This is a genomic window from Mesorhizobium sp. B1-1-1 (assembly GCF_006442955.1).
In the GTDB taxonomy this organism is placed as follows: domain Bacteria; phylum Pseudomonadota; class Alphaproteobacteria; order Rhizobiales; family Rhizobiaceae; genus Mesorhizobium.
Map to the genome: position 1 here is coordinate 172,579 of NZ_VFWW01000011.1, position 21,347 is coordinate 193,925.

General features: G+C 56.6%; 11 protein-coding genes and 2 pseudogenes. 5 read left to right on the plus strand and 8 right to left on the minus strand.

Annotated elements, in window-relative coordinates; translation table 11 throughout:
- Positions 1-13: 13 nt before the first annotated feature.
- The 3 genes and pseudogenes from FJ986_RS23365 to FJ986_RS23375 form a co-directional block, all read right to left on the minus strand.
- Complete coding sequence (locus FJ986_RS23365; RefSeq protein WP_140665095.1) at positions 14-790, minus strand: glutamine amidotransferase; 777 nt, start codon at positions 788-790, stop codon at positions 14-16.
- A gap of 36 nt (positions 791-826) precedes the next feature.
- Positions 827-2,008: a PfkB family carbohydrate kinase gene (locus FJ986_RS23370; protein WP_140521013.1), complete on the minus strand. Its 1,182-nt coding sequence runs from the start codon at positions 2,006-2,008 to the stop codon at positions 827-829.
- A 231-nt stretch (positions 2,009-2,239) separates the two neighbouring features.
- A pseudogene (locus FJ986_RS23375) lies at positions 2,240-2,404 on the minus strand (JAB domain-containing protein); the annotation flags it as partial.
- Between the two features lie 517 nt (positions 2,405-2,921).
- On the opposite strand from FJ986_RS23375, the gene FJ986_RS23380 reads away from it, so the two are divergent.
- Positions 2,922-4,292: a condensation domain-containing protein gene (locus FJ986_RS23380; RefSeq protein WP_281406982.1), complete on the plus strand. Its 1,371-nt coding sequence runs from the start codon at positions 2,922-2,924 to the stop codon at positions 4,290-4,292.
- A gap of 13 nt (positions 4,293-4,305) precedes the next feature.
- On the opposite strand, the gene FJ986_RS23385 is transcribed toward FJ986_RS23380, so the two are convergent.
- The 3 genes from FJ986_RS23385 to FJ986_RS23395 all read right to left on the minus strand — a co-directional run bounded on the left by FJ986_RS23385 (position 4,306) and on the right by FJ986_RS23395 (position 9,434).
- On the minus strand, positions 4,306-5,172 hold the full coding sequence (locus FJ986_RS23385; protein ID WP_140675857.1) for a phytanoyl-CoA dioxygenase family protein: 867 nt from the start codon (positions 5,170-5,172) through the stop codon (positions 4,306-4,308).
- A 75-nt stretch (positions 5,173-5,247) separates the two neighbouring features.
- Positions 5,248-8,541, minus strand: a complete 3,294-nt coding sequence (locus tag FJ986_RS23390; RefSeq protein WP_140675858.1) for an amino acid adenylation domain-containing protein — start codon at positions 8,539-8,541, stop codon at positions 5,248-5,250.
- Positions 8,538-9,434 (minus strand): phytanoyl-CoA dioxygenase family protein, encoded by an 897-nt coding sequence (locus FJ986_RS23395; RefSeq protein WP_140675859.1) that lies wholly within the window; start codon positions 9,432-9,434, stop codon positions 8,538-8,540. Before FJ986_RS23395 ends, FJ986_RS23390 begins: the two co-directional genes overlap by 4 nt.
- 87 nt (positions 9,435-9,521) lie before the next feature.
- On the opposite strand from FJ986_RS23395, the gene FJ986_RS23400 reads away from it, so the two are divergent.
- Entirely contained in the window at positions 9,522-9,923 is a 402-nt protein-coding gene (locus tag FJ986_RS23400) for a hypothetical protein (protein ID WP_140675861.1), read from the plus strand.
- A 933-nt stretch (positions 9,924-10,856) separates the two neighbouring features.
- Here FJ986_RS23400 and FJ986_RS23405 read toward each other — a convergent pair.
- Positions 10,857-11,423: pseudogene (locus FJ986_RS23405) on the minus strand (integrase core domain-containing protein); the annotation flags it as partial.
- A 281-nt stretch (positions 11,424-11,704) separates the two neighbouring features.
- On the opposite strand from FJ986_RS23405, the gene FJ986_RS23410 reads away from it, so the two are divergent.
- From FJ986_RS23410 to FJ986_RS23425, 3 genes are all read left to right on the plus strand, one after another.
- Positions 11,705-17,974, plus strand: coding sequence for a SpvB/TcaC N-terminal domain-containing protein (locus FJ986_RS23410; protein ID WP_140675863.1), 6,270 nt, complete (start codon positions 11,705-11,707; stop codon positions 17,972-17,974).
- Positions 17,975-17,989: 15 nt separating this feature from the next.
- On the plus strand, positions 17,990-19,111 hold the full coding sequence (locus FJ986_RS23415) for a hypothetical protein (protein WP_181181912.1): 1,122 nt from the start codon (positions 17,990-17,992) through the stop codon (positions 19,109-19,111).
- A 1,007-nt stretch (positions 19,112-20,118) separates the two neighbouring features.
- Positions 20,119-20,547, plus strand: a complete 429-nt coding sequence (locus tag FJ986_RS23425; RefSeq protein WP_246681825.1) for a very short patch repair endonuclease — start codon at positions 20,119-20,121, stop codon at positions 20,545-20,547.
- 42 nt (positions 20,548-20,589) lie between these two features.
- Here the strand turns inward: FJ986_RS23425 and FJ986_RS23430 are convergent, their stop codons facing one another.
- Positions 20,590-21,132: a hypothetical protein gene (locus FJ986_RS23430; RefSeq protein WP_246681821.1), complete on the minus strand. Its 543-nt coding sequence runs from the start codon at positions 21,130-21,132 to the stop codon at positions 20,590-20,592.
- Between the last annotated feature and the right edge of the window lie 215 nt (positions 21,133-21,347).

A 21,347-nucleotide genomic window follows, 5' to 3' on the forward strand; every position in this document is an offset into this window, starting at 1 on the left:
GGTTGCTGGTCGGCTAGACGGCCTTGCTGACCCAGCGCAGCACGTTGGTCCAAAGACGCGCATAGCCCGGCCATTCCACGAAGCTGTTGGGCAGCCAATGCGGGCCGATATCCGACGTCCAGGCCAGCGTGCGGCCCTGGCCATGGCGGCCGGTGACCAGCAGCGGATGGCCGCCCTGATCCTGCGGCAACCGTGCGAGGATTTCGACGTCGTCGCGATCGCGAGCGATGACCTCGTTGGCGCCGAGCAGCAGCGGCCATTCGCCTTCGATGCCGGCAAAAATCGGGTGTTCCTTGGGGCCGGTGATTTCAGGCCGGAACCCTTCGGGAATCTCGAGCCGGTCGTCATAGGGGAGGCAGGTTACCGGCAGCGCCTCCTCGACGGCCGTGCGGTGCCAGCGCGCCTTGCCGTCGATGCCCTGGAAAGAGAAATAGCCGCCGATCATGACCATGCCACCACCGGCCTGCGTCCAGTCGCGCAGAAGCTTGAGCCGGTTGGGCACTGTCTTGCCGTGCAGCCAGACATCGGGGTGAAGCAGCAGCGAGTTCGCGCCGATGTCGGAGAGGATGATGGCCTTGTATTGCGACAGGCCCTCCGTGGTGAAAGGCAGCTTTTCGACGGCTTCATGGGCCGGCATGTAGTCGAGGTCGAATTCGCTGCTCTTCAAGGCATCGACCAGCGGCGTCGCGCCCAGGTGAAAGGTGACGCTGCCGAACTGATCGAACCCCTTGTAGTGGGTCGCCGAACTCATCCAGCTCTCGCCGACCAGAAGCACTCTTGTTTTCGCCATGACCAATACTCTCCTGGGTTCCCGTAAGTTGTTGGTTCAGCTTGCCAACATGGCGTTGTTCGCCAAAGCGGCAGCCTTCAAAGTCGCGAAATCCGCGATGTAGCCCTGTGCGCCTTCGACCGTGGTCGTCAGGCTCGCGCCGATCGCCGCATGGCGGGCGGCGTCGTCCAGCGACGCACCATGCAGCCAGAGGCTTAGGAATATGCCGGCGAAACTGTCGCCGGCGCCCGTCGCATCGACGCGGTCGACAGGCAGTGCCGGCACCTCGATCTGCGGTCCGCCATTCGCCGGAAAGACGACCGCGCCAAACTCGCCGAGAGTGAGCACGACCGTTCCGCGCGGCTTGATGCGCGCCAGCATCAGCCGCACCTCTTCGATCATCGTCGCCATCCTGGAGCGAAAGTCGAAAATCTCCCGCATCATCACATCGTTGATGAAGGTCAGGTCGATGTGCCGGACCATCTGCGTGAAGGTTTCAGGCGTGCGTGCGCTCTTGGGCAGGCCGGCCGAATGCAGGCTCACCCTCCAGCCGGCCTGATGAAAGCGCGCGATGGAAGCGGTCATCGTTTCGTAGTGGAAGCCTTCGATGTGAAGACAGGCCGGGCGCGGCTCGGGCTGGATGTCCAGATTGGCGGTCAGATCGATCTCGCCGAGTTCGAACGGTTCACTGATGATCGTGCGGCTGCCATTGCGCTCGATGATCACGATGGCCTGCGAAAGGCGGTTGTTGGGCGTGTTGCGGATCGGCAGTGCGTGGACGCCCAGTTTGGAAAGCGCGCCGAGCGCCCAGTCACTTTCCGGGTCTTCGCCGACCGCCGTCGCCAGTTCCACATCGAGAGCGTAGGGCGCCCCAACACCGGCGGCGGCAACCGCGAGATTGGCCGCGGGCCCGCCCAGCGCCTTCTCGATATGACTGGCTGTGATGCGGTCGTCGCGATGCGGCAGGACGTCGACGCGGCAGAGAAAGTCGACGCTGACCCGGCCCGCGACCAGGAGCCTCGGCAGATGATCGAGATTCTTCGGCCTGTGGGGCGCGCGGCCCGGCAGCGAACGCGCAAACGAACTCGGCCGGTACATCAACGTGGCGATCGCCTTTTCGATGCGTTCGCGCGTGGCCTCCTTCAGGCCGGCGGTCCCATTGATGAAGTTCGACACCGTTCCGATGGAGACACCGGCCGCGCGTGCGACATCCGCTATGGTTGGGCGCTTGCGTTGCAATGGCAGGTTCCAATTGAAGCGTTTCAAACGGTATCAACGGAAAAGCCGCCCCTCAACGGAATTATGTTCTAAAAGGTCGGGAATCTGCGCGGGAATTTGGAAACCTATGGCGATATGGCCTCAATTTCGGGCCATTCGTTCCAGAATTGAACGATTTTCAAATTCTTGAGCCGAAAGACCGGGCCGGCGAATTGCCTGCTTTCATTCGGATAGCTTCGCCGAGCCGATGATCTAGATCAGCAGCAAGCCCTTCATGCTGGAATAGCCCTTGCGACCGATGATGATGTGGTCATGCACGGAAATGCCCAGCCGCTTGGCCGCGTCGATGATCTCCTTGGTCATCTCGATATCGGCACGCGATGGCGTCGGATCGCCCGACGGGTGGTTGTGCACCAACCTATGAGATTCGAAAATACATTATATTTCAATAAGTTATTTTATGTCGAAGGTTGGGTGGTGCCGGTATCTGGTATCTGCAGTTTGCGCCAATTCGTAACAATCCCGGAGCAGCCCGCGCGACCCCTCAGGCGCCCGGAGTCACATGCTACTGCACGAATTTCGCACTGGTCTATCCCTATTTTGGGCGAGCGCGGATCCGAACAAGAGCTTACCTTGCCCGACGATGTTGCAAGCCGCATCTATCTCAATCGACGGTCAGCCCTGTCCATTCGAATGGCGTCGGGCCGTTCCACGCGTTCACCGGAAAGGACTACCGTTGGCGCAGGGAGGCAGTGAGTTAGTATGGCGCGCTCCCACTGCGCTTTGCTCGCGGCGGCCCAGAGAGCTCGCGTTGCCGCGGGCGGTCATAGAAGCTGAACAACGAAAGGATCACTGTGGCCGAATCTTCGAGGGTCAGAAGACCGTGCCGGATCTTTGTCTTTCGACACAACATCTGCAGCTGATCGGGAGCACCATGAGGTCGACGCCATATATCCGCACAGGACCGCTCTCGTTTTGCCAAGAGCTTTTGCTCTTTACAGAATTGTCACAATCGCGTGCTCCGATGATTGCCCGTTTAGTAAGGATAGTCGGTCACCTGGATATCCCGGCATTCGAGCGTGCGGTTCAGGCCACAGTCACGGCGCATGAGCCACTACGCTCCATTTGTGTTTGGCGCTCTGGAGAACCCGTTTGCCAAGTCATGGCACCAGAAGATGTCGAGCATAGTTGTCGACACGAGGACTTGCAGTCCGACACAAACGTAACGTCTGCTTTGCAATGGGCTTACGGCCCCGCGAATTTCTCCGCCGGACGCGCTCCCCAAATGCGTCATTGCATCATTCGCGTTGCAGAGGATGTACACCTTTGGGCCTTCGGCGTGCATCACATCTCGGCGGACGCCATCTCCCTCCAACGTTACGCCGAGACTTTTCGACAAAGTTACGCCGGTGCATTGAACGGATTGACCCTCACGACCTCGATCGACTATGCGCGGGTGCAGCGCAAGTGGTTGTCTTCGGTCGAGGCACAGGCGGAATATGAATTGTGGCTCCGCCGACTCGATGCCATAGGTATGGAACCAATGCCGGTCCGGGCGTCAACTTCGCCATCGATCGTCGGCCGCCACCGGCAGGAGTTGCGGATTGCAGTTGGCGGCCGGGACGCTGTGGTTCGCCGCGCGCGCGAATGGCGCGTTCCTCCGGCCGCACTCTTTCTCGCGGCCTTCGCACGCACTGTCGCCGCTCGACGTGTAGCATCATCTGTGGCTGTATTTACCAATGTCCCTAGTCGGAGCCTCCCTGGCGCTAGCACAGCCACTGGAGCGTTCTACAATACCGTGCCGCTGGCTGTGCCCGTGGAAGCAGGCGATGCTCGCTCCGCCTCCTCCAGGGCGGCTGGAGCACTTTTCGACGCGCTGGACCATCAAGAAGTGCCGATGGCCCTACTGAGCTTAGGCGCGACGCGGCGCGGCGCGGTCCCGCTTACTAAAAGGATTCCCATTTCGTTCAATATTGTTGATCACCCGTTGGGCAACTGGCACCTGCCAGGATGTCGTCTTGAGGATCTCGATATAAGCACTCTTGATCCGGTTACGTGGGAGTCGGGCGGCGCGGCGCGCCTCCAGGAGGATGAAGGTTCGGGATGCGACTCCATGGACTGGTTAGTTACCATGCTGCCTTCAGCACTCGTCGTCGCAGTAGAATATGACGCATCCTTGTGCGACTCAGATGACGTTCGGTCGATGCTTGTTGCTTACCGCACAGAGTTCCGTTCTTTTGTGGAAGCTAATCACGGTGACGACAAAGGCGATGCTGCTTTAGTGGCAGACTGGAGTTATGTGTGACGGGGCAGTTCCGTTAGCACTGTCGGTCTGTGGTACGCCACAGGACAGGGCAAACCTCTGGATCCGAGTAGTCTGGCGCACCGTCCGCGTTGGTACGGCAAAGCATGTCATTCAGGTGGACGGCCTCCGCATCCGCCCCTCCCTTCGATCGGATGTGCTGGTTAGCACCGTCTTGATAGTGGATGGCAAACCCCAGCCGCGGCCGGTCGGAGCGGTTAGGATAGCTGCCATGGACAAGCCGGCAGTGATGGAAGCTCACATGCCCGCGCTTCATGGGTATCAGACGCACATCAACGTCGCGTCCAAGCGCTCGGAACCTCGCTTCCAAAGAAGCTAGATCAGGTTCGTCGAAGGTGTGTAGGTCGTCGATATCGGGCCAGAGATGGCTGCCATCCCACACAGCAAGTGGGCCCATGTGCTCGTCCGTATCCTGTAGCGGGATCCAAGCTGTCAGCATGCGGACCGAAGTGCAGCTTCGCCAGTACGCCCGATCCGTATGCCACCCGACGCTCGAATTCGCATGAGTGAGGCTCACGGGGTCCTTCCACACCAATTGGTCATGGAAGAGCCGGATCTCCTCCGCACCGCTTAACGCCGAAGCTAGGCGCGGCAAAAGCGGTAGGCGAACAAACTCCATGACATCGTCGAGTTGGAGCGAAAGGTAGTCTGCTTGACGAACGCCTCGCTCGAGCGCACCGGACCATTGGGGTAAAACGCTGCGGGGAAGCTGGCGATCGCGCTCGCCAGCAGCATAACGCTCGAATGCGTACCTTAAGTCATCAAGTTCGGCGTCAGTGAGAATCAGACCCGACAGCCACCATCCGTGCGCGCCGAAGAAGGCGACATCCTCGGGGTTTGGTTCGAAATCGCTGTCGATCATTTGGACTTTGATCTCCGACAATCATGAAGACCGGCGCGCCCCAGATGCGAGTGGTTCCGAAGTTTGGCGCGCCGGTCAGATCCGCCATCCATAGATAAACCTGACATCGGTTCCCCGATGTAGGGGGATTGAGCCAACATCGACGGCGTACCCGCGAAGCTTCAAGAATGTCATCGTGCTTTCTGCACGTCCAGCGTGGTCTTGCAATTCGATGACGACCTGCGAGATCTTTCCCCAGTCCTCGGGTTCGATTCCCCGCAGCACCTCCTGCTCACCCCGCTGTACGTCAATCTTCAGAAGACCGACATTATCAACCCTAAATGTTCTTAAGATTGTCGAGATTCGTCGACACCGTGAGTTTTGCTGCCGCGCTTCGAACGCCGCCTCTAAGAAGCGCCCTTGCGCGGATTCGCCATCCGAGCTTGACCATGCGGGATCATTGGCAAGCAGGCCGCCAAGCAACGCTTTGTCCTTAGTGCGATCCGGTGCGAAGCTCGACATGGAGGGTACCTGTGGAAAATACGAGAAGTTCAACTCCTCGACGTCCACCTCACCGCATCCGAGATGGAGAAGGTCGAGTTGAGTTTCAACCTGCGCCAAATTCTGCTTGAGACAATTGAACAGCTCGAAGGCGGGTTCGATTGCGATCAGCCGACACCCGCCAGTCTCATGGAGGGCGTAGCGGCTGAATATCCCTATGTTGGCGCCCACGTCGACAATCGTTGCACCAGGCTGGTAGTGGAAGGCAGGGTGGCGATAGGCATTTTGGGTAAAGATTTCTGTCCACAAGTGACGGGCTTCGGCCGCCGACACAGTTGCGAATTTCCCATCCGGAAGGTCAACGAAATTGACGGGAGACGCGACCTCGGATTCAGAAGCGATCGTGCTCGGCCCCACCTCGCGGCCGGCGGATGTTTGGTTATGCACAGTGCCCACAGCACGGGCCGCCAAGAGCCCCTCAACGACCTCAGTGAACGCACGCAGCGAGGTACCACGGAGAAGGGTCGACAGAGGGACGCCGATACCGAGGGCGTCGTTTACCTCGGAGACAATCTGAATTGCTAGGAGAGAGTGTCCGCCGAGTTCCAAGAAATCATCATCGAGGCCAATTTGACCAAGTCCAATGCGGCGCTTCCAAATCGCTGCCACGCGATCCGCAGGTGTGACGCCGTACAGTGCTGGTCCCTCAGACGCTCCAGGGTGCGGGAGTTGAGCCCGATCGACCTTCCCCGAAGAGGAGAGGGGTAGTTTGTCGAGGAGCATCATCGCGCTAAGTCGCGGTACCATATATTCTGGCACGCGATCTCGAAGTGCATCGCGGAGTTCTCGCAAGGAGGCTCGGCTGTAATCGTTGAGAACCAAGTAAAGTGCAAGACCTGTCCATGTATCAGTGGTCCAATACTTAGCGGCGGCAAGCTGTACGCCCGGTAAACTTTCCGCATTTGCCTCAAGGTCCCCCAATTCGACCCGATATCCGCGTACCTTCACCTGATCATCCTGGCGGCCCAAAAACTCGAGGCAACCGTCAGACAGCCACCGCGCTCGATCGCCTGTCCGATAAACCATCGCTTCTGAATTTGTTGTGGTCGGATCGCGAATGAAACGATCGTGTGTGAGATCCGGCAAACCGGGGTAGCCGAGGGCCGGTGCAACACCGCCGACCAGTAATTCCCCGGCTATAAGAAGCGGCTGCGGCTTCCCCGCGGCATTCACAACGTACGCGCGGACGCCAGGAATCGGCCGACCGATTGCGGGAAGGTCTAACCACCGCAGCGGTGCTTGGTCGAGGATTGCCTCCGTCGCAACATGGGTTTCCGTGGGGCCGTATTGGTTGATCAGTTGGGCTGTCGTCGCTCTAAAGAACCGACGTATCGCTTGCGAAATGCGAAGCTGTTCGCCAGCCACAATAACCTCTTCGAGGTTGTCAAGCGCAGTAGGATGCGCATCAGCCGCTTCGGCCATCTGATGTAGAGCAACTGGCGGAAGGTAGATTCTGGCGATTCGGCAATCCGCGATGAGCGAAGCTAACGCACCGATATCAGCGCGTTCATTGTCGGCTGCTATCACGAGCGTTCCGCCAAAAAGAATAGTCGCGAAGATTTCCTGCAAGCCGACGTCAAAGGCGATGGAGGTACGGCCCAACGTGCGCTTGCCACGTATCGACCGTCGCCGATCCTCGCACGTTATGAGGTTGGCAAGAGTCCGGTGAGGAACCTCCACGCCCTTAGGAAGCCCAGTTGAGCCCGAGGTGAACATCAAATAGAGCGGATCATCTGGCGTTGACGATCCTACCTCGATTGGCCGCGCCGCGCCGTTCATCTCCGACGGCAGGTGCTCCAGAACGATGGGATCCATGCCCTTAAAGTGCACAGCCAGAAGGTTCTCGGTGACGACCGCCGTGAGGTTGGCCTGTTCTCTTATCGCCGCTTGCCGAGCAGTAGGAAGGGTTGTGTCGAGGGGGACGATTACGCCACAAAGCCGGATGGTCGCGATCAAAGCTGCGATCTGGTCTGGACCTGGCTGCAGCGCAATGCCTATGCGCGCGCCCTTCGAGCGGATCCGAGTAGAAATTGCCACACCGATCTCGTCGGCTCGGCCCATCAACTGGGCTAGGCTCCAGGACTGGTTTCCGAACTCGATGACAGGGTGCTTTAGCGGGCCGGTTAGCGCCGCGGCGACGAGATCCTGAACCGTGCCGTCGAATGCCGGATCGCCCCCCCCTGCGAGCGCGTCGAGCGCGACCGCTTCATCGTCGCCCAAGAAGTGTGTGCCGAGGATAGTCGCGGACGGCGTTTGGTGAAGCGCCACGAGGGTGCACGCCACATGCCCCAGGAATCTCTCCACAGTTTCAGCCCGGAGAACACGAGCGTTGTAATCCGCAACGAGAGCTCGTTCGTTGTCAAAACGCAGCGCGACATCGTGACGGAGCGAGGGCGCGGCAAAATGGTCTAAAACGACCAGCACTCCAAAGAGCGGATTGCGATTAGCGACGGCAGTCAAATCGGCAAGGGAGACCTGGCGTCCGAACGAAAGGGGATCCCAGATAACCTCGGCTAGAACCGCAGCAGCCTGTGTCTCGAGAGAAGCGAGTGTGCGAGCGCCAGGTGTCGACAATGACACACCCACAGCTACACCCCTTTCACAGACACCTAGAGAGACGTCGTCAGCGCTTTCGTACCTAGCCAATACGGTCGCAACCGCTGCGAGGAGTTGCGCGTTCCCATAGGGTACCTGGCCGGCGTGGTAGCTGAGAGTCAACGACGCTGTAGCCAGCTTGTCCGAATAGACGCGGGAACGCACACCTTCGAACGGCAAGGTCGCAGGGTGGAAGCTTGCAAAAGGGCCATTGTGAGAGCTTTGTGAATTCATTGAGCCTCTGCTCTCCAAAGCGTCGGACAGATCTCTGGATCACTGTAGTCAGGGTTACCATCCGGTGCACGGCGGCATAATAGGTCGTTCACATGAAGGGCTGGACGGCCGTGCTCATCGGATTGAGCGCGATAGCGATTGTCACCATCTTGGTAGTGGACGGTGAGAGCGATCCGCGGCGTTGTCCCATGGTTCGGCTTGCTTCCATGAATAGTTTTGCCAAGATGGAAGCTCACGCATCCTAAGGGAACGTTCAACTCGGCTATTCTCATTTGAACGCCGGCGGCCGCCAGCCTCGCTTCCAGCGCCGGCAGGTCTCTGTCGTTGAAGGTGGTCATCCAGTCTTGGGTGCCCTGAAGGTGGCTACCCCTAATTACCGCCAATCCTCCCATTTCCTTGTTGACCTCAACAAGGGGGATCCAAGCCGTAAGCATCCTTTCCGATGTGCATGTTCGCCAATAGGCTTGATCCACGTGCCAACCCACAACGGTACTCGCATCCGACGAGGGCAACTTGGTGATGAGTTGGTCGTGAAAGAGCCGGATCTCAGACGAGCGGGTCAGATGACCTGCGATCGCAGCGATCGTCGGATTCCCGCATAGCTCTCGCAATTGCTCATTCTGCAGCGAAACATAATCGTTTATGCGAAGCAGGCCACCGTGCTCGGGCCGCCAGTCAAGATAGCCGCCGGTAATCGGAAGCCGCCAATCGCGCTCGCCTTCGTAATAGCGGGCTACCCCGTACCGGGCTCGGTCTATCAGGTCGTCTGACAGCACCGGATGCGGCGTGACGTAGTACCCATCGCGCTGAAAAGCCTCCACTTCCTCGTCGGAAGGAAGAGGATCGATGGAGGAATGCGGCGTAGCTCTAGGGCCATCGGTTGAGGTATACATCGGCAGATTGCATATTTCCTGATCTGGCCTACAGTAGACGGTGTTTTCGCAATCGACAATTGCCGGCTTTTATTTGGAGAGGGGCGAATGCCACAACCGGAGCAGCTTCCTGAACTAGCAAGATTGGCCGAAGAATTTCTGACCGCATTGCGGGCAGCAGCCCAGGCGGTCGCGTCAGGATCGGGCGGCGGCGCGGACCTCGCGACCGATGTGACGGACAAGGCGTCGCGCTTCACGGCGTCCGCCGGTGGCTCGCCGGATCTAGCACGTGCGGTTGAGGCGTCCCCTGGACTTGCTGCGCTGAGTCTTGTCTCCAAGCCTCTTGCCGAGTTGGCCGCGAAGAACCCAAACCTCGCGGAGCTAGCGGTAGTCTCGCCGAATCTTGCCCTAGTCGCCGCCAAATTTCCTGAGATGGCCGAACTCGCCGAGGCATCACCCGCTTTGGCAGCCAACGTTGAGGCTGTTTTAGCACGTCTACGCGGCGGGTGACTCGCCGTTTGCGGACCTCGTCGGTTCACCTGGCGCGTTGCGGAACCGTTCCAGATCCAGAATTGGATTGGATCTCAACGAGGCTACATCCCGATGTTCGTGAGAAACTCTTAGCCTATAGGACGGTTGAGCGTCGAAACCAAACCGTCTTAGGTCGAGTTCTGCTGGCCATCGCTTTGAAGGAATTGGGCGAACAACTCGATGTGCTGTCCGAGCTCGGCGTTCGTCCGACTGGAGAGCCTGACGTTCCGATGGGTTATTCTGGATCAATCTCTCACACTGATGGGCTCGTTGGAGCCGTGGCGGCCGAAGGAGTGGCGATCGGTTTTGATCTCGAACACTGCTGGCATTCTTTTCTTGAGAAAGAGCCTCGAGATCCCGATCTTCTACGCGACGTTTCTTTCCGTGACCAATCCCTCCGCGGTTGGGTTGGGAGCGAAGCGGTGGCCAAGGCATCTGGTGCCACACTCTCGGACGTCCTTGTCACTCCATTAGTTGGCGGGCGGATGCTCTTGGGCGAGCCGTGGTTTGTCCAAACGTTTACGGTTGACGAGGGGTTCATGGCCGGTATCGCTACGCTTCAGCCTATTTCAGAGCCTTCCATAGTATGGTTGGCGCGGGATAGTTTTTTCGCTCCTTGCACTGGCGCGTACCCGGGCTCGGGTAAACTGAAGTGAATTCGTAAGCCCCTCATTTCACGGGAATTTGGGGGGCTCGCTCCTTGGACGAAGTGCGTTCGCCTGACCTGCAGACGGATTATTCTGGATCGATCTGTCACACTGATGGACTTGTTGGCGCCGGGGGTGGCGCGGGAGCGGCGATCGATTTTGATCCCGAGCACTGCTGGCATTCCCTTCTTGAGACAGAGCCTCCCGGTCCCAACGTCCTGTGCGACAGTGGTCCCGCGATCGATCCTGACCTTGCCCCCAGTTTCTATCCAGTTTTGAGTTTCCGGCGTGGGTTGTGCCCTGCTGGGCGGGTGAAGCGACGGGCGCTGGCGCGGAGCCTTTGGCATAGACGCAGCGCGAGCGACCGTCGCGGATTGAAAGTGCTGGCGAACTCGGCCGGTGTCTGCCAGGCGATTTGCGAGTGCGGCCGCGCGGTGTTGTAGTCGGCGCGCCACAGGGCAATGGCCACGCGCGCCTGAGCCAGCGAGGTAAACAGCGTCTCGTTGAGCAGTTCATCGCGCAGTCGGCCGTTGAAGCTCTCGATAAAACCATTCTGCATCGGCTTGCCGGGCGCAATGTAATGCCATTCGACGCGGCTCTGATCTGCCCAGGAGAGGATGGCGTTCGAGGTGAACTCGCTGCCATTGTCGCTGACGATCATCTTCGGCCGGCCGCGCTCGGTGATGAGACGGTCCAATTCGCGGGCAACCCGCATGCCCGAGAGAGACGTATCAACGATGAGTGCCAGGCACTCTCTCGTGCAGTCGTCGACGACGGCCATGATGCGGAAGCGGCGCCCGTCGGTGAGCTGGTCCGATACGAAGTCGAGCGCCCCAGTAAAGCAAGGAATGAGGAAATTTCGTCTTTGTGTGCGAATAATTGAGTCAGCCACTATCGGCCTGTAACCTCTGTAACACTATGTTGCGTGCAGTTGGTATTTAGGGTGTTCTCAGTAATATTTGTTGACAAACATTTTATTTATTAACTAATGTAGGTGGGGCTGCCGTGAGTTCATAAGACGTGACAAGCTATTGATTTGTAGCTTGGCAAAATAGGCGCCATGTGCCATGTTCAATATTTAACTGCTTTAAAGGGTTACCGCCGGAGGGCACGATGCAACTGCGTTGGTGTGTCGCATCTTTGTTTATTTTCGGCGTCATTGCAGCGCACGCTGACGATAAAAAGCCTGAGCCGGCGGAAATAGTCTCTTCAGCGAGCTTTGCTGCGCTGGCGGGGCCTTCGGGTTCTAGCGTGGGCGGAGCGGGGGCTTCTTCCATAACTCCTGATCTGTTTAATGGTGCGTTCTCTATATCAGCTCCGATTGCGTTACCTGCCGGACGAGGTGGTTTGCAGCCGGCCATTGCCCTTAATTATCGAAGCAATGTCCAAAACGGGTGGCTTGGCGTTGGCTGGAGTTTCAACCCGGGTACAATTAGTACCGTTAGAAATCCAAATCCTGCCAATGCTCCATTCACATATGAAACAACAACCGGGGCAGTCAGCCTGGTTGAACTAACTCCAACTTCTTTTAGATCTGAGCTCGACGAGTCCTTCGCGGAATATCTAAGAACCCCCGGCACGGACGGAAAGCCTGCTTGGCGCGTCGTTGACAAGGCGGGAACTGTGTTTCAGTTCGGGAGCACGTCCGGCTCAAGAGATGTGGATCGCGGTGCTAAGGAGACTCGTTGGTATATTGACAGGGTAACCGACACGAACGGGAACTTCATCTCATACAGCTATGTTGTAGACGGAAATCGCCGCTACCTGAAAGAAATCGACTATACGGGATTTTCGGATCCGGCCGGAACCATTATCGACCCAGCGCCCAATTCAGTTCTGTTCAGCTATGAAGATAGGCCGGACCCGATACTGACCTACGCAGATGGCATCGCCCGGGCAACGGCTAAGCGGGTCAAAAGCATCACCGTGAGCGCAAGCGGCGCAGTCCAGTGGGTCTTTGAGTTAACGTATGGCGTATCTTCTTCAACGGGAAGATCTATGCTGCAGAGTATAGTCCAGCGCTCCCATTTAGGGGGTGCGCTGCCAAATACGACTTTTGTCTACAATAACGCAGCCGTTGGTTTCGAAGCTGATTATGCTACGTCACTTTCGGCCAATCCATGGAAATCGGATGAGGTCCGGTGGAGCGGGCCGTTATCCGCGTTGATGGGGTATCCTGACTTTAACGCTGATGGGTTGCAAGAATTCTGCGTTCCTGAAATGTCGGCCCTTTCATGCTGGTCGCGCGCGGGCAACGCTTTGGAAAGGCCACAACGACTGCCACCTTTTAGAGAGGGCTGGATGAACTTCGATGTTTCGGTAGTTCAGTACCCGGATCTGAACCTCGACGGTAGCTCGGATGTCTGTGCTCATTTCCAGCGGGGAGTTCAATGCTGGCTTGCGTTAAACGGTAAGTTGCAGCCAAGACCCGGTCCTCAGTGGGATTTCTCGTATATTCCGACGGTCTCAACCATTCGGTATATGGATATCGACGGGGACCGTTATCCTGACATCTGCCGTCTTGAGGCGTCTGGGATCGAATGTTTTCCAGGAGGTATAGGCGGATTTCAGTTGGATCCCGCCAAGCGCGTCAAGGGACCTGAGTGGAAAGATCTCCCAGACGACGTGGAGAATCCACCGCCGGGCACGGATTGGAGTGACTCCTCCTACTATTCGACCATTAGGGCCATTCACCTCGACGCCGACCAACGTGCCGATCTCTGTGCCAGAGATGCCGATGGGGTTATATGCTATTTGGCTGATGCAAATGGATTTGATCTGGCCAACCCCGTGCGAGGGCCAGCTTGGTCTAACCCTCCACCGGTAGTCGACCCATTAAACCCGCCGCCCCCAGCAACCGATTGGAAGGCGACTTCCCATTCAACATCGATCCAGTACCCGGACCTAAATGGCGACGGCCTCAACGACGTTTGTGGCAGAGACAACAGCGGCATTGTCTGCTTTCTCAATGTCGACGGCTCCTTTGACTTGTCGCGCCCTATCTTGGGGCCGCGATGGGCGGATATTCCGCAGCCAATTGATGACATGGGGAATCCTGTCGGCGCGCCGGACCCCAACGACTGGAGCCAGGATTCGAGGAACGCCTCCATTCAATTTCAGGATATAAATGGGGATGGGACTGATGATATCTGCGGCCGGGATAAAGTTGGACTGATTTGTTACACAGTTAGCCAAGCAGCCGTATTCAGCGTCGCTCCATTGCGCGGGCCCTCAATGCCTGATGGCGGAACGCCAGACTGGTCAGCTTCGGATATTTATAGAAGCATCCGACTAATGGATTTTGACGGCGATGGCGGCCTCGACGTTTGTTTTCGTGGCAACAAGGGCTTGGGGTGTTGGTTTCGAAAGGATTTTGCAGATGATCGTCTGAACGCCGTGACCTCTCCGCTAGGAGGTACTACAACGGTAGAATATAAATCCACGGTATCGTCTACCCAAACGCGGCTGCCATCCCCGTTTCTGGTGCCGTCGAAGATATCTATTTCAGATGGCCGATCCACGATTTCTGAGCGGACATTTACATTTTCTGGAGGGATTTTTAATTCGCTGGCGGGACAGTTTCGGGGCTTTGGGCACGTGACAGTCGTAACGACTGCCGATGCCAGCGCGCCCCCGAGAGTAGAGTCCTTTCAATTTCTGCAGGGAGACGGACAAGAGCCGTCCGATAACGACGCAGACGCTGCAGTGGCAAAAATGCGCGGAAAGATCATCCGCCACGACATATCTGACGGGTCGGGAGTTCTTTTGGCTCGCACGGAGACCGAATATGCTACGCTGATTGACGGTCCCTGGTATTTCAGCCCCCCGACAGTTCAAATTTCGCGCCAGTGCGATAGGAGAGGTTGTTCAGTATCGAATAGAACAGAATACGATTACGATAATTCAACAGGTAACCAGGTGCGCACTATTCATCTGGGCAACCCGAGCAAGGAGGCAGACGATTGGCTAGTTGAGCGACGTTTCGTCGTGAACCCCACGCTCCACATTTCCAACCGGGTGGCCGAAGAGACGGTCTATCGCGGTCGGACAACTGTCGCGAAGGTCTCGTCGACCAGCTTTGCCTATGACGCAGTTTCAGGATGTGACGACCTTAGTGATCGTCCCTTGGATGTCAGGCGGGGCAACGTAACATCGATAACTAGGTGGAACGATTCCGGTCACGACGTGACAACGACCATGCGGTACGACAAGTTCGGAAATTTGGTCTGCTCAAGAGGTCCGGATGGAAGCAGAATCACGCTTGACTATGATCCGACGGGGACATTTGCCCTTCGTACTACGAACAGTCTGAATCAGGCGGTTGTTCAATCAATCGGTGGGGTAAATGGGGTTGCGGGTAGCGGCCTGTATGGGACGCTGGAAGCTGTTGCCGACGCTAACGGGGCGATCACCTCGTTCACGTACGATGAGTTCGGTCGTGAACTCAGCGAAACGCACCCTGACGGCTCGGGAACTCAGTTTTCTTATCTCAATTGGGGCAATCCTATCTCACAGCATACCAGATCGATAACTGCAGCAGGAGTTTGGCAGAATGATTTTCTGGATGGCGTGGGGCGAGTTTGGAAATCGGAGTTCGAAGGCGCCGCCGGACAGGTTGCTGAGTCGATCACCGAGTTCAATTCTCACGGCCTCCCGTCCAGATCTAGCGACATTGTCTATGCAGGCGCAACGCATCTATGGACTGAGTTTCGTTATGACGCCTTAGACCGCGTGGTGGAGAGAATTGAGCCAGGAGGTGCGATTTACCGGAGTTGCTACGGGCCGGGCGTGCAAGTTACCGTCGATCCTGAGGGGCAACGCAGGAGAGCAACATTCACTGCGTTCGGTCAAATAGACGCTTACAACGAGGACTCGGGCAGGGCCTTCGACTGTGTAACTGAGTCGGGTGGTGAGGCGCGGCAGACCAACTTTTCGTACGACGTTCTGGGCAACGCAACCGCGGCATGGTCGGGTGCCAGGCGAGAGCAATTCAAGTACGACAGCTTAGGTCGAAAGATTGCATCGAGGACGCCAGATAGTGGCGAATGGCACTACGAATATGACGCTGTTGGTCGTCTTCTCAAACAGACGGACCCATCCGGTGTATCAATGATACTTAACTATGACGTGCTGGGGCGTGTTCTGCGGAAAGAATTCCGCGACGACAACGACCGGCCCCAAAGGTTTGTCAACTATACATTCGATGAAGGTCTAAATGCCATCGGGCGTATGACGTCAGCTAAGGACGACAATGGAAGGTCGAGTTTCATCTACAGCGCAGCTGGGCAGCTTATAGCGGCACTCCGAACGACTGGTGACGAGACCTATGTAACGCATTCAGTCTTTGATCTCGATGGCCGTCTTAAGCAGCTCGTCTATCCCGACGGCAAAAGCGTATTTTACGACTACGACGGACCTTGGTTGAAGAAAGTTTATAGCGACTCTACTGTATACGCAGAGTACAGCAATTTCGATCCCCAGTTCGGACCGCTTGATTCTCGCTATGGAAATAACACCACGACCTCTGTAGAATATGGCAAGAACATCGCTGGGCGCTGTGGCTTTAAACCTTTTCTTATTTGCACGCTGAAAAGCGTCGGTCCTGGCGGAGTGATCGTTTCTCAGAACCTGGAATATGACATTGCCGGAAATGTCATCTCGATCGATGATCGAGCGTTAGGAGCGACGAAGCTTTTCTATGACGAAAACTATCGACTGACCTCGGCGGAAAGCCCCGCCGGCTCGAAAGTTTGGTCGTACGACAAATTTGACAACCCCGCTTTGCCAATAACCGATCCCAGTGTTTTCGCCGAGCCGATCGAATTGCCCTCAAATAAGGTCGGGAAGGTCGACAACACTTCTCTCGCATATGATCAGTTGGGGAAAGTTGTTTCCGTCTCAACTCACGTCGGAAGCGACAATCTCAATATCACCTACGCCATTGATGGATTGCTAAGCGGTGCTAGCCGCCGAGGAAAAACTTTGGCATCGTATGACTACGATGGTGACGGCTTGATGGTGCAGAGAAGGACACCCTCAGGAACCACCGATTATGTCGGTTTACATTACGAGTGCGAAGAAGGTCACTGCTTGAGGAAGATTCTGGCGGGGGGCTTAACGATAGCTTATGAGGATGACAGCGCGGCCATATACTATTCGTATTCCGATTACCGCGGTTCGGTGCGCGCGATTGCGGGTGCCGATGGAGTGCCTGTTGCGACGCTCAACTATGACCTCTGGGGAACACCAACGCACAGCGAAGTGCGAAAGAAGATACCTGGCGTCACTTCTGGCATGTATTTAGCATTTGGCGGCGGAGCGTTGGACGAGGCGACGGCCCTCTATACGCTAGGGGCTCGTCAGTACAGCGGAGATCTCCGGCGCTTCTTGCAACCGGATGGCCAAGCCTCTGATCTGGGTTCTATGCTCAGATCAAACCGTTACTCGTACGGCTTCAACAATCCGGCGACCTTTAGCGATCCAGATGGTCGACTGCCTTTTATTGTGATCGCCATCATTGTCGGCGCCGTGATCGGAGGGTTGGACGCGGCGTTTCACGACGAGGATGTGCTTGGAGGGATTGTCAAAGGGGCGGTTATCGGTGGTGTTAGCGCCGCTCTAGCAAGCGGAGTGTACGCTGGCACGTTCGCGCTTACCGACAGCGTGCTAGCGAGTAGTACGATAGCGGGCGCCGCAACCGGGGCCTTGAGTGCCGCTATAAATGGGGGAGATGTAGGCCGGGGAGCGCTTGTCGGTGCCGTCAGTGGTTTTGTGGGCGGCGGATTTGCTGATCTCTACGGCAATTCAATAACAGCTAATACTCCGACTGAGGCGATTGCTGGGCAGGTGGGTCGCGATATGCTGCGCGGCGCAGCCCAGGGATATGTTGTCAGTAGGGTTTTTGGCGGCGACCCAGATGATGCGATGGTGAACGGAGCGGTACAGGCGGTGGTCGCCGGTCAGGCCACAAATGCTGTTGGATACTCAATCGGTTTATACGAGAGCGGCGGGAAACAGCCAACTTGGTACAAGCATGGATATGTGTTCAAGGCTAAGGAAAATATGGCGGGTCCAGGCATAACAATAGGTATATTTTCGACAGTCAATCCCGGACCATACGATGCAGCCGTCCAGAAGAATTACGGGCGCGGGGCGCGATACGACCGGTATGCCAATCAACTTATCACTCACGAGCAGGGGCATGTCTCGCAGTACTATGCTCTTGGCGGCGGTTACCTTCCCGCCTATGGTGCGGAGGCAGCATTGCATAATCCAAATCAGATGAGCCTTTCAAATAATTCTTATGAGAACTCAATGCCAAACGGTGCTTGGTCGAGCAATCATTTAGGTAATACCTATGGTGACTTGTTTGGCAAGAAGTAGAATGGGAGCATTTTGGTGTTCTTTACCCGTCTTGGCGCTATCGTTGTTTTAATTTTGGTCGGCTTTCTGAGTAGATTTGCTGTGGCAGATCCTCTGGATCTATTGGAATATTCGAATTCTACGAGAGGTTATTCGGATAAGGTTCGCTTTCTCACAATTTTCAAACTTGGCAGCCCCGTCTTAGAGAAATCAGCGAGAGGAATTTCCGAAGCAGCGATGAAGAAGTGGGTTGCCGACGGCAATAAGGCAATGATCGTAGTTGGTCATGCCGACGATTTGGCGGATGATGACCTGAATCTCTCTCTTGGTCTGTCTCGAGCGGCAAATACGGCTAAAGTGTTGACCTCTGATGGAGCGGATCCGACTGCGGTTGCGGTGCTATCTGCTGGGGAAATGTTTCCGTTGATCTCCGTACCCAATGAAGAACAAGAGTCGCACAATCGTCGAGTCGAGATGTTCTTAACTGACGACCAATGGAACAATGCCAGTGCTGTAAATTGGCTTACATTAGCTAAACCCTCCGAGCCGGACTTAGACTCGATCAAAGAATTCGTTCCGAAGGGAACTGATCCATCGGATATAATGTCGGCGCGCGTCGATCTCCTCGGCAGTGGCAACAGTTTCATTATATTCCAGACCAAGTCGCCATGTCGCTATGGTTGTACGACAGCATTGATCGCCTTTGACGGGGCGGCCTGGAAAGTGGTTTTGAGGGGACCGCCAAATTCTGACCTGGAGATCAATAATAGCGGAGGTACCCCAGTTCAGCTGGCGATTTGGTCGAGCTTGGACGATCTTTACTGCGGTCAAAGGGTAATTGTCGCGGGTGGAGAGGTTCAACTCCAGAAGTTATTGGCGTGCTTTTCACCTCGTTCCGACTTCGTGCCCTTGTCACGGTACCTTATCGGACGATGGTCTACCGTAGCTGGGTGCTCCGAAGAGACCACCATAACGTTTGCCAGCGACGGCAAGGGCACGCATTTTGGCACTCCGATGCGATGGGAAGTGTCGGGAGATATCGTACACCTTTCAATCGCCGAGCAGAGCATCGATCTTGCGATATCAGGAAGACGTGCCGGCGAATTCAGCGCGACCGAGGGTACGAGTATGTCGAGGTTCTCAGCCTGCGGGTCTTAGCGTAACGGGACGCGTCCTGCTCCGTTTCCTGCCAACTGACAGACCAATCGACCCCCTTTTTCGGCGAGTAGGCAATGACCCGAAAACGCCCCGACGGCATGTCCTGCTCTGCTGTCCACGATTGCGTTAGCTGCCAAGGCTTGGCTGATCGTATCAGTCTGCTGTCCTCCCGATGATAAGCACCGTTGAGGTATCGCATCGTTACTCGTTCGGTCATCTCGGTGAGAGCGAGCCCCTATTGGCACCGTGTCGCTATAGAAGACGGTCGGCCGGTCCGGAGCCCAGATGCTTCCTGAGTGGTAGCGACCGTATTTACGATCCTTTGGCTCCACTTCCTGTTGATTGACGTGGATGCGACCAAGATCGTCTGCGGCCTGAGCGATGTGAACCCGATATCCTTGATTGTGCAGTGCGAGGTAGAGGTCATTGGCGATCGAGAGTGCGCGAAGTAGCGCGGTTTCCGATGAAATCAGATCCGGCAGGATCCTCTTGTTTGGCCTGAGAAATTCGCCGTCTTTCACGTCTCGCGTTTTCCACAAATGTTCTTCGACACCGAACAGTAGCGGATGATGTGCGAGACGATCGGGTTTCGCTACGCGTCTGGTCTTGCGCGCGGAGCTTTCGCCCGGCGTTCTCTTTGTTCGTGGCTTTGGAGTCGACGGCGTGATCTCAATGGGTTCATCCAATGCTTCCGGCAGTGCTGGCAACTCTGCCGCAAGCCCCAGCGACCTGCGGGTCCAGTACCCCGATCCGGGGTAGGGGACCTGATACTGTTTGCAGATGGCGGCTAACGCCGTGCCTCTTCTGATGTCGCATATGCCAATATCGGGTAACGACAACCGCCAGAGCCATGCCGGGCGCCCGCCCGGGCGTCCGCTTTGGTGCTGTAACTCTGTATCCCGACATGACCAGACATAGCGGGGAATCGCTTCGGCTTATTGTCGCCGATGCAACAGATGTGATGGCCTGATATGGACGTCCTTACACCCGAACAACGCCGGCACAATATGAGCCGCATCCGGAGTCGCGACACTAAACCTGAATTGCTTCTGCGTCGCGGTTTGCACAGGGCGGGGCTCCGGTTCCGTCTCCACGCCCCGGAACTGCCCGGACGACCTGACCTGGTATTTCCCCGCTTCCGCGCTGTCATACTGGTGAATGGTTGTTTCTGGCACGGACATGACTGTCCGCTGTTTAAGCTCCCGGCGACGCGAAGGGAGTTCTGGGTGTCAAAGATTGCAGGAAACCGCGCGCGTGACCAACAAAACCAAATGGCGCTGGGCGCAGCGCATTGGCGCGTTCTGACAGTCTGGGAGTGCTGCATGAAGGGGCCGGCACGTCAGCCGTTGGTGCACGTCATTGAATCGTGCAATGCCTTCGTACGCGGGGATTTCCAATGTGCCGAAATTGAGGGACAGAAAAGTGGCGGAGCTTGACGGCCGAAACCACGTGAATGCAAAACGACGGCTCCACCTCTTTCAGTTTTTTTCAGTCGGCAAGTACACGGTCGCCTTCGCAAGGGTCTTGTTGGAGGCCCCGATATACCAGGCGTTCATACGCTTATCCCAGCTGCGGTTTTCGCAGAACGTATTCCAATCGAACTCGTAGATCGCTTCCAGCGACCAGTCCCGGCCCATTTTTACAATCAGCAGGTATTCGAACAGCTGCTTACGAGGATCATCGGAGTCAGGGTATATTGTTCCCGTCTTCTTTGCATTGCATATGCCCTTAATCGAATACCTCTCTCCCTTTCTTGACAGGGCGTCGACATTCGCGGTTCCAGTGGGGGCGGCGAGTAAATTCGGTCGCCCGGATGTGCTGTAGAAGTACTGTATCGCAAGTTCCTCTGCCATCTGGCCAACCGAGATCGCGATTTTTCGTCGTTTCATTTCAACGTCGAGTGCTGCCCGCAACTTGATGAGGTCCATATCTTCGAAGCCGGCAAGGAAGTTCGCGGGTGCCGTCGGATCGTAAATCCTGTCGCTGGCGGGAGCTACTTTAGAGCTTCGCGTCGTAGTCATCTGGCATCCTTTGAAGGCGAGCATTCGACCTGCAGTGAGACCCTTGCAGATCAATTTACCACGGAATTACCGGTCGTTCGTACCGCACCACGGGCCTCGAAGAAAATAATCAGAACTATTGTCCACTATCTCCTTGCTTCTGCACGCGACGACGGTCTTCAGATCCCAAATGTCCAGCTCTGGTGTCGTGTAGAGAATTGCACCCGACCATTGAC

Excerpts from the sequence above, each read along its gene's own strand:
- FJ986_RS23365 (WP_140665095.1), bottom strand. The coding sequence starts at position 790 with ATGGCGAAAACAAGAGTGCTTCTGGTCGGCGAGAGCTGGATGAGTTCG.
- FJ986_RS23380 (WP_281406982.1), top strand. The coding sequence starts at position 2,922 with ATGAGGTCGACGCCATATATCCGCACAGGACCGCTCTCGTTTTGCCAA.
- FJ986_RS23385 (WP_140675857.1), bottom strand. The coding sequence starts at position 5,172 with ATGATCGACAGCGATTTCGAACCAAACCCCGAGGATGTCGCCTTCTTC.
- FJ986_RS23390 (WP_140675858.1), bottom strand. The coding sequence starts at position 8,541 with ATGAATTCACAAAGCTCTCACAATGGCCCTTTTGCAAGCTTCCACCCT.
- FJ986_RS23395 (WP_140675859.1), bottom strand. The coding sequence starts at position 9,434 with ATGTATACCTCAACCGATGGCCCTAGAGCTACGCCGCATTCCTCCATC.
- FJ986_RS23400 (WP_140675861.1), top strand. The coding sequence starts at position 9,522 with ATGCCACAACCGGAGCAGCTTCCTGAACTAGCAAGATTGGCCGAAGAA.
- FJ986_RS23410 (WP_140675863.1), top strand. The coding sequence starts at position 11,705 with ATGCAACTGCGTTGGTGTGTCGCATCTTTGTTTATTTTCGGCGTCATT.
- FJ986_RS23425 (WP_246681825.1), top strand. The coding sequence starts at position 20,119 with ATGAGCCGCATCCGGAGTCGCGACACTAAACCTGAATTGCTTCTGCGT.
- FJ986_RS23430 (WP_246681821.1), bottom strand. The coding sequence starts at position 21,132 with ATGACTACGACGCGAAGCTCTAAAGTAGCTCCCGCCAGCGACAGGATT.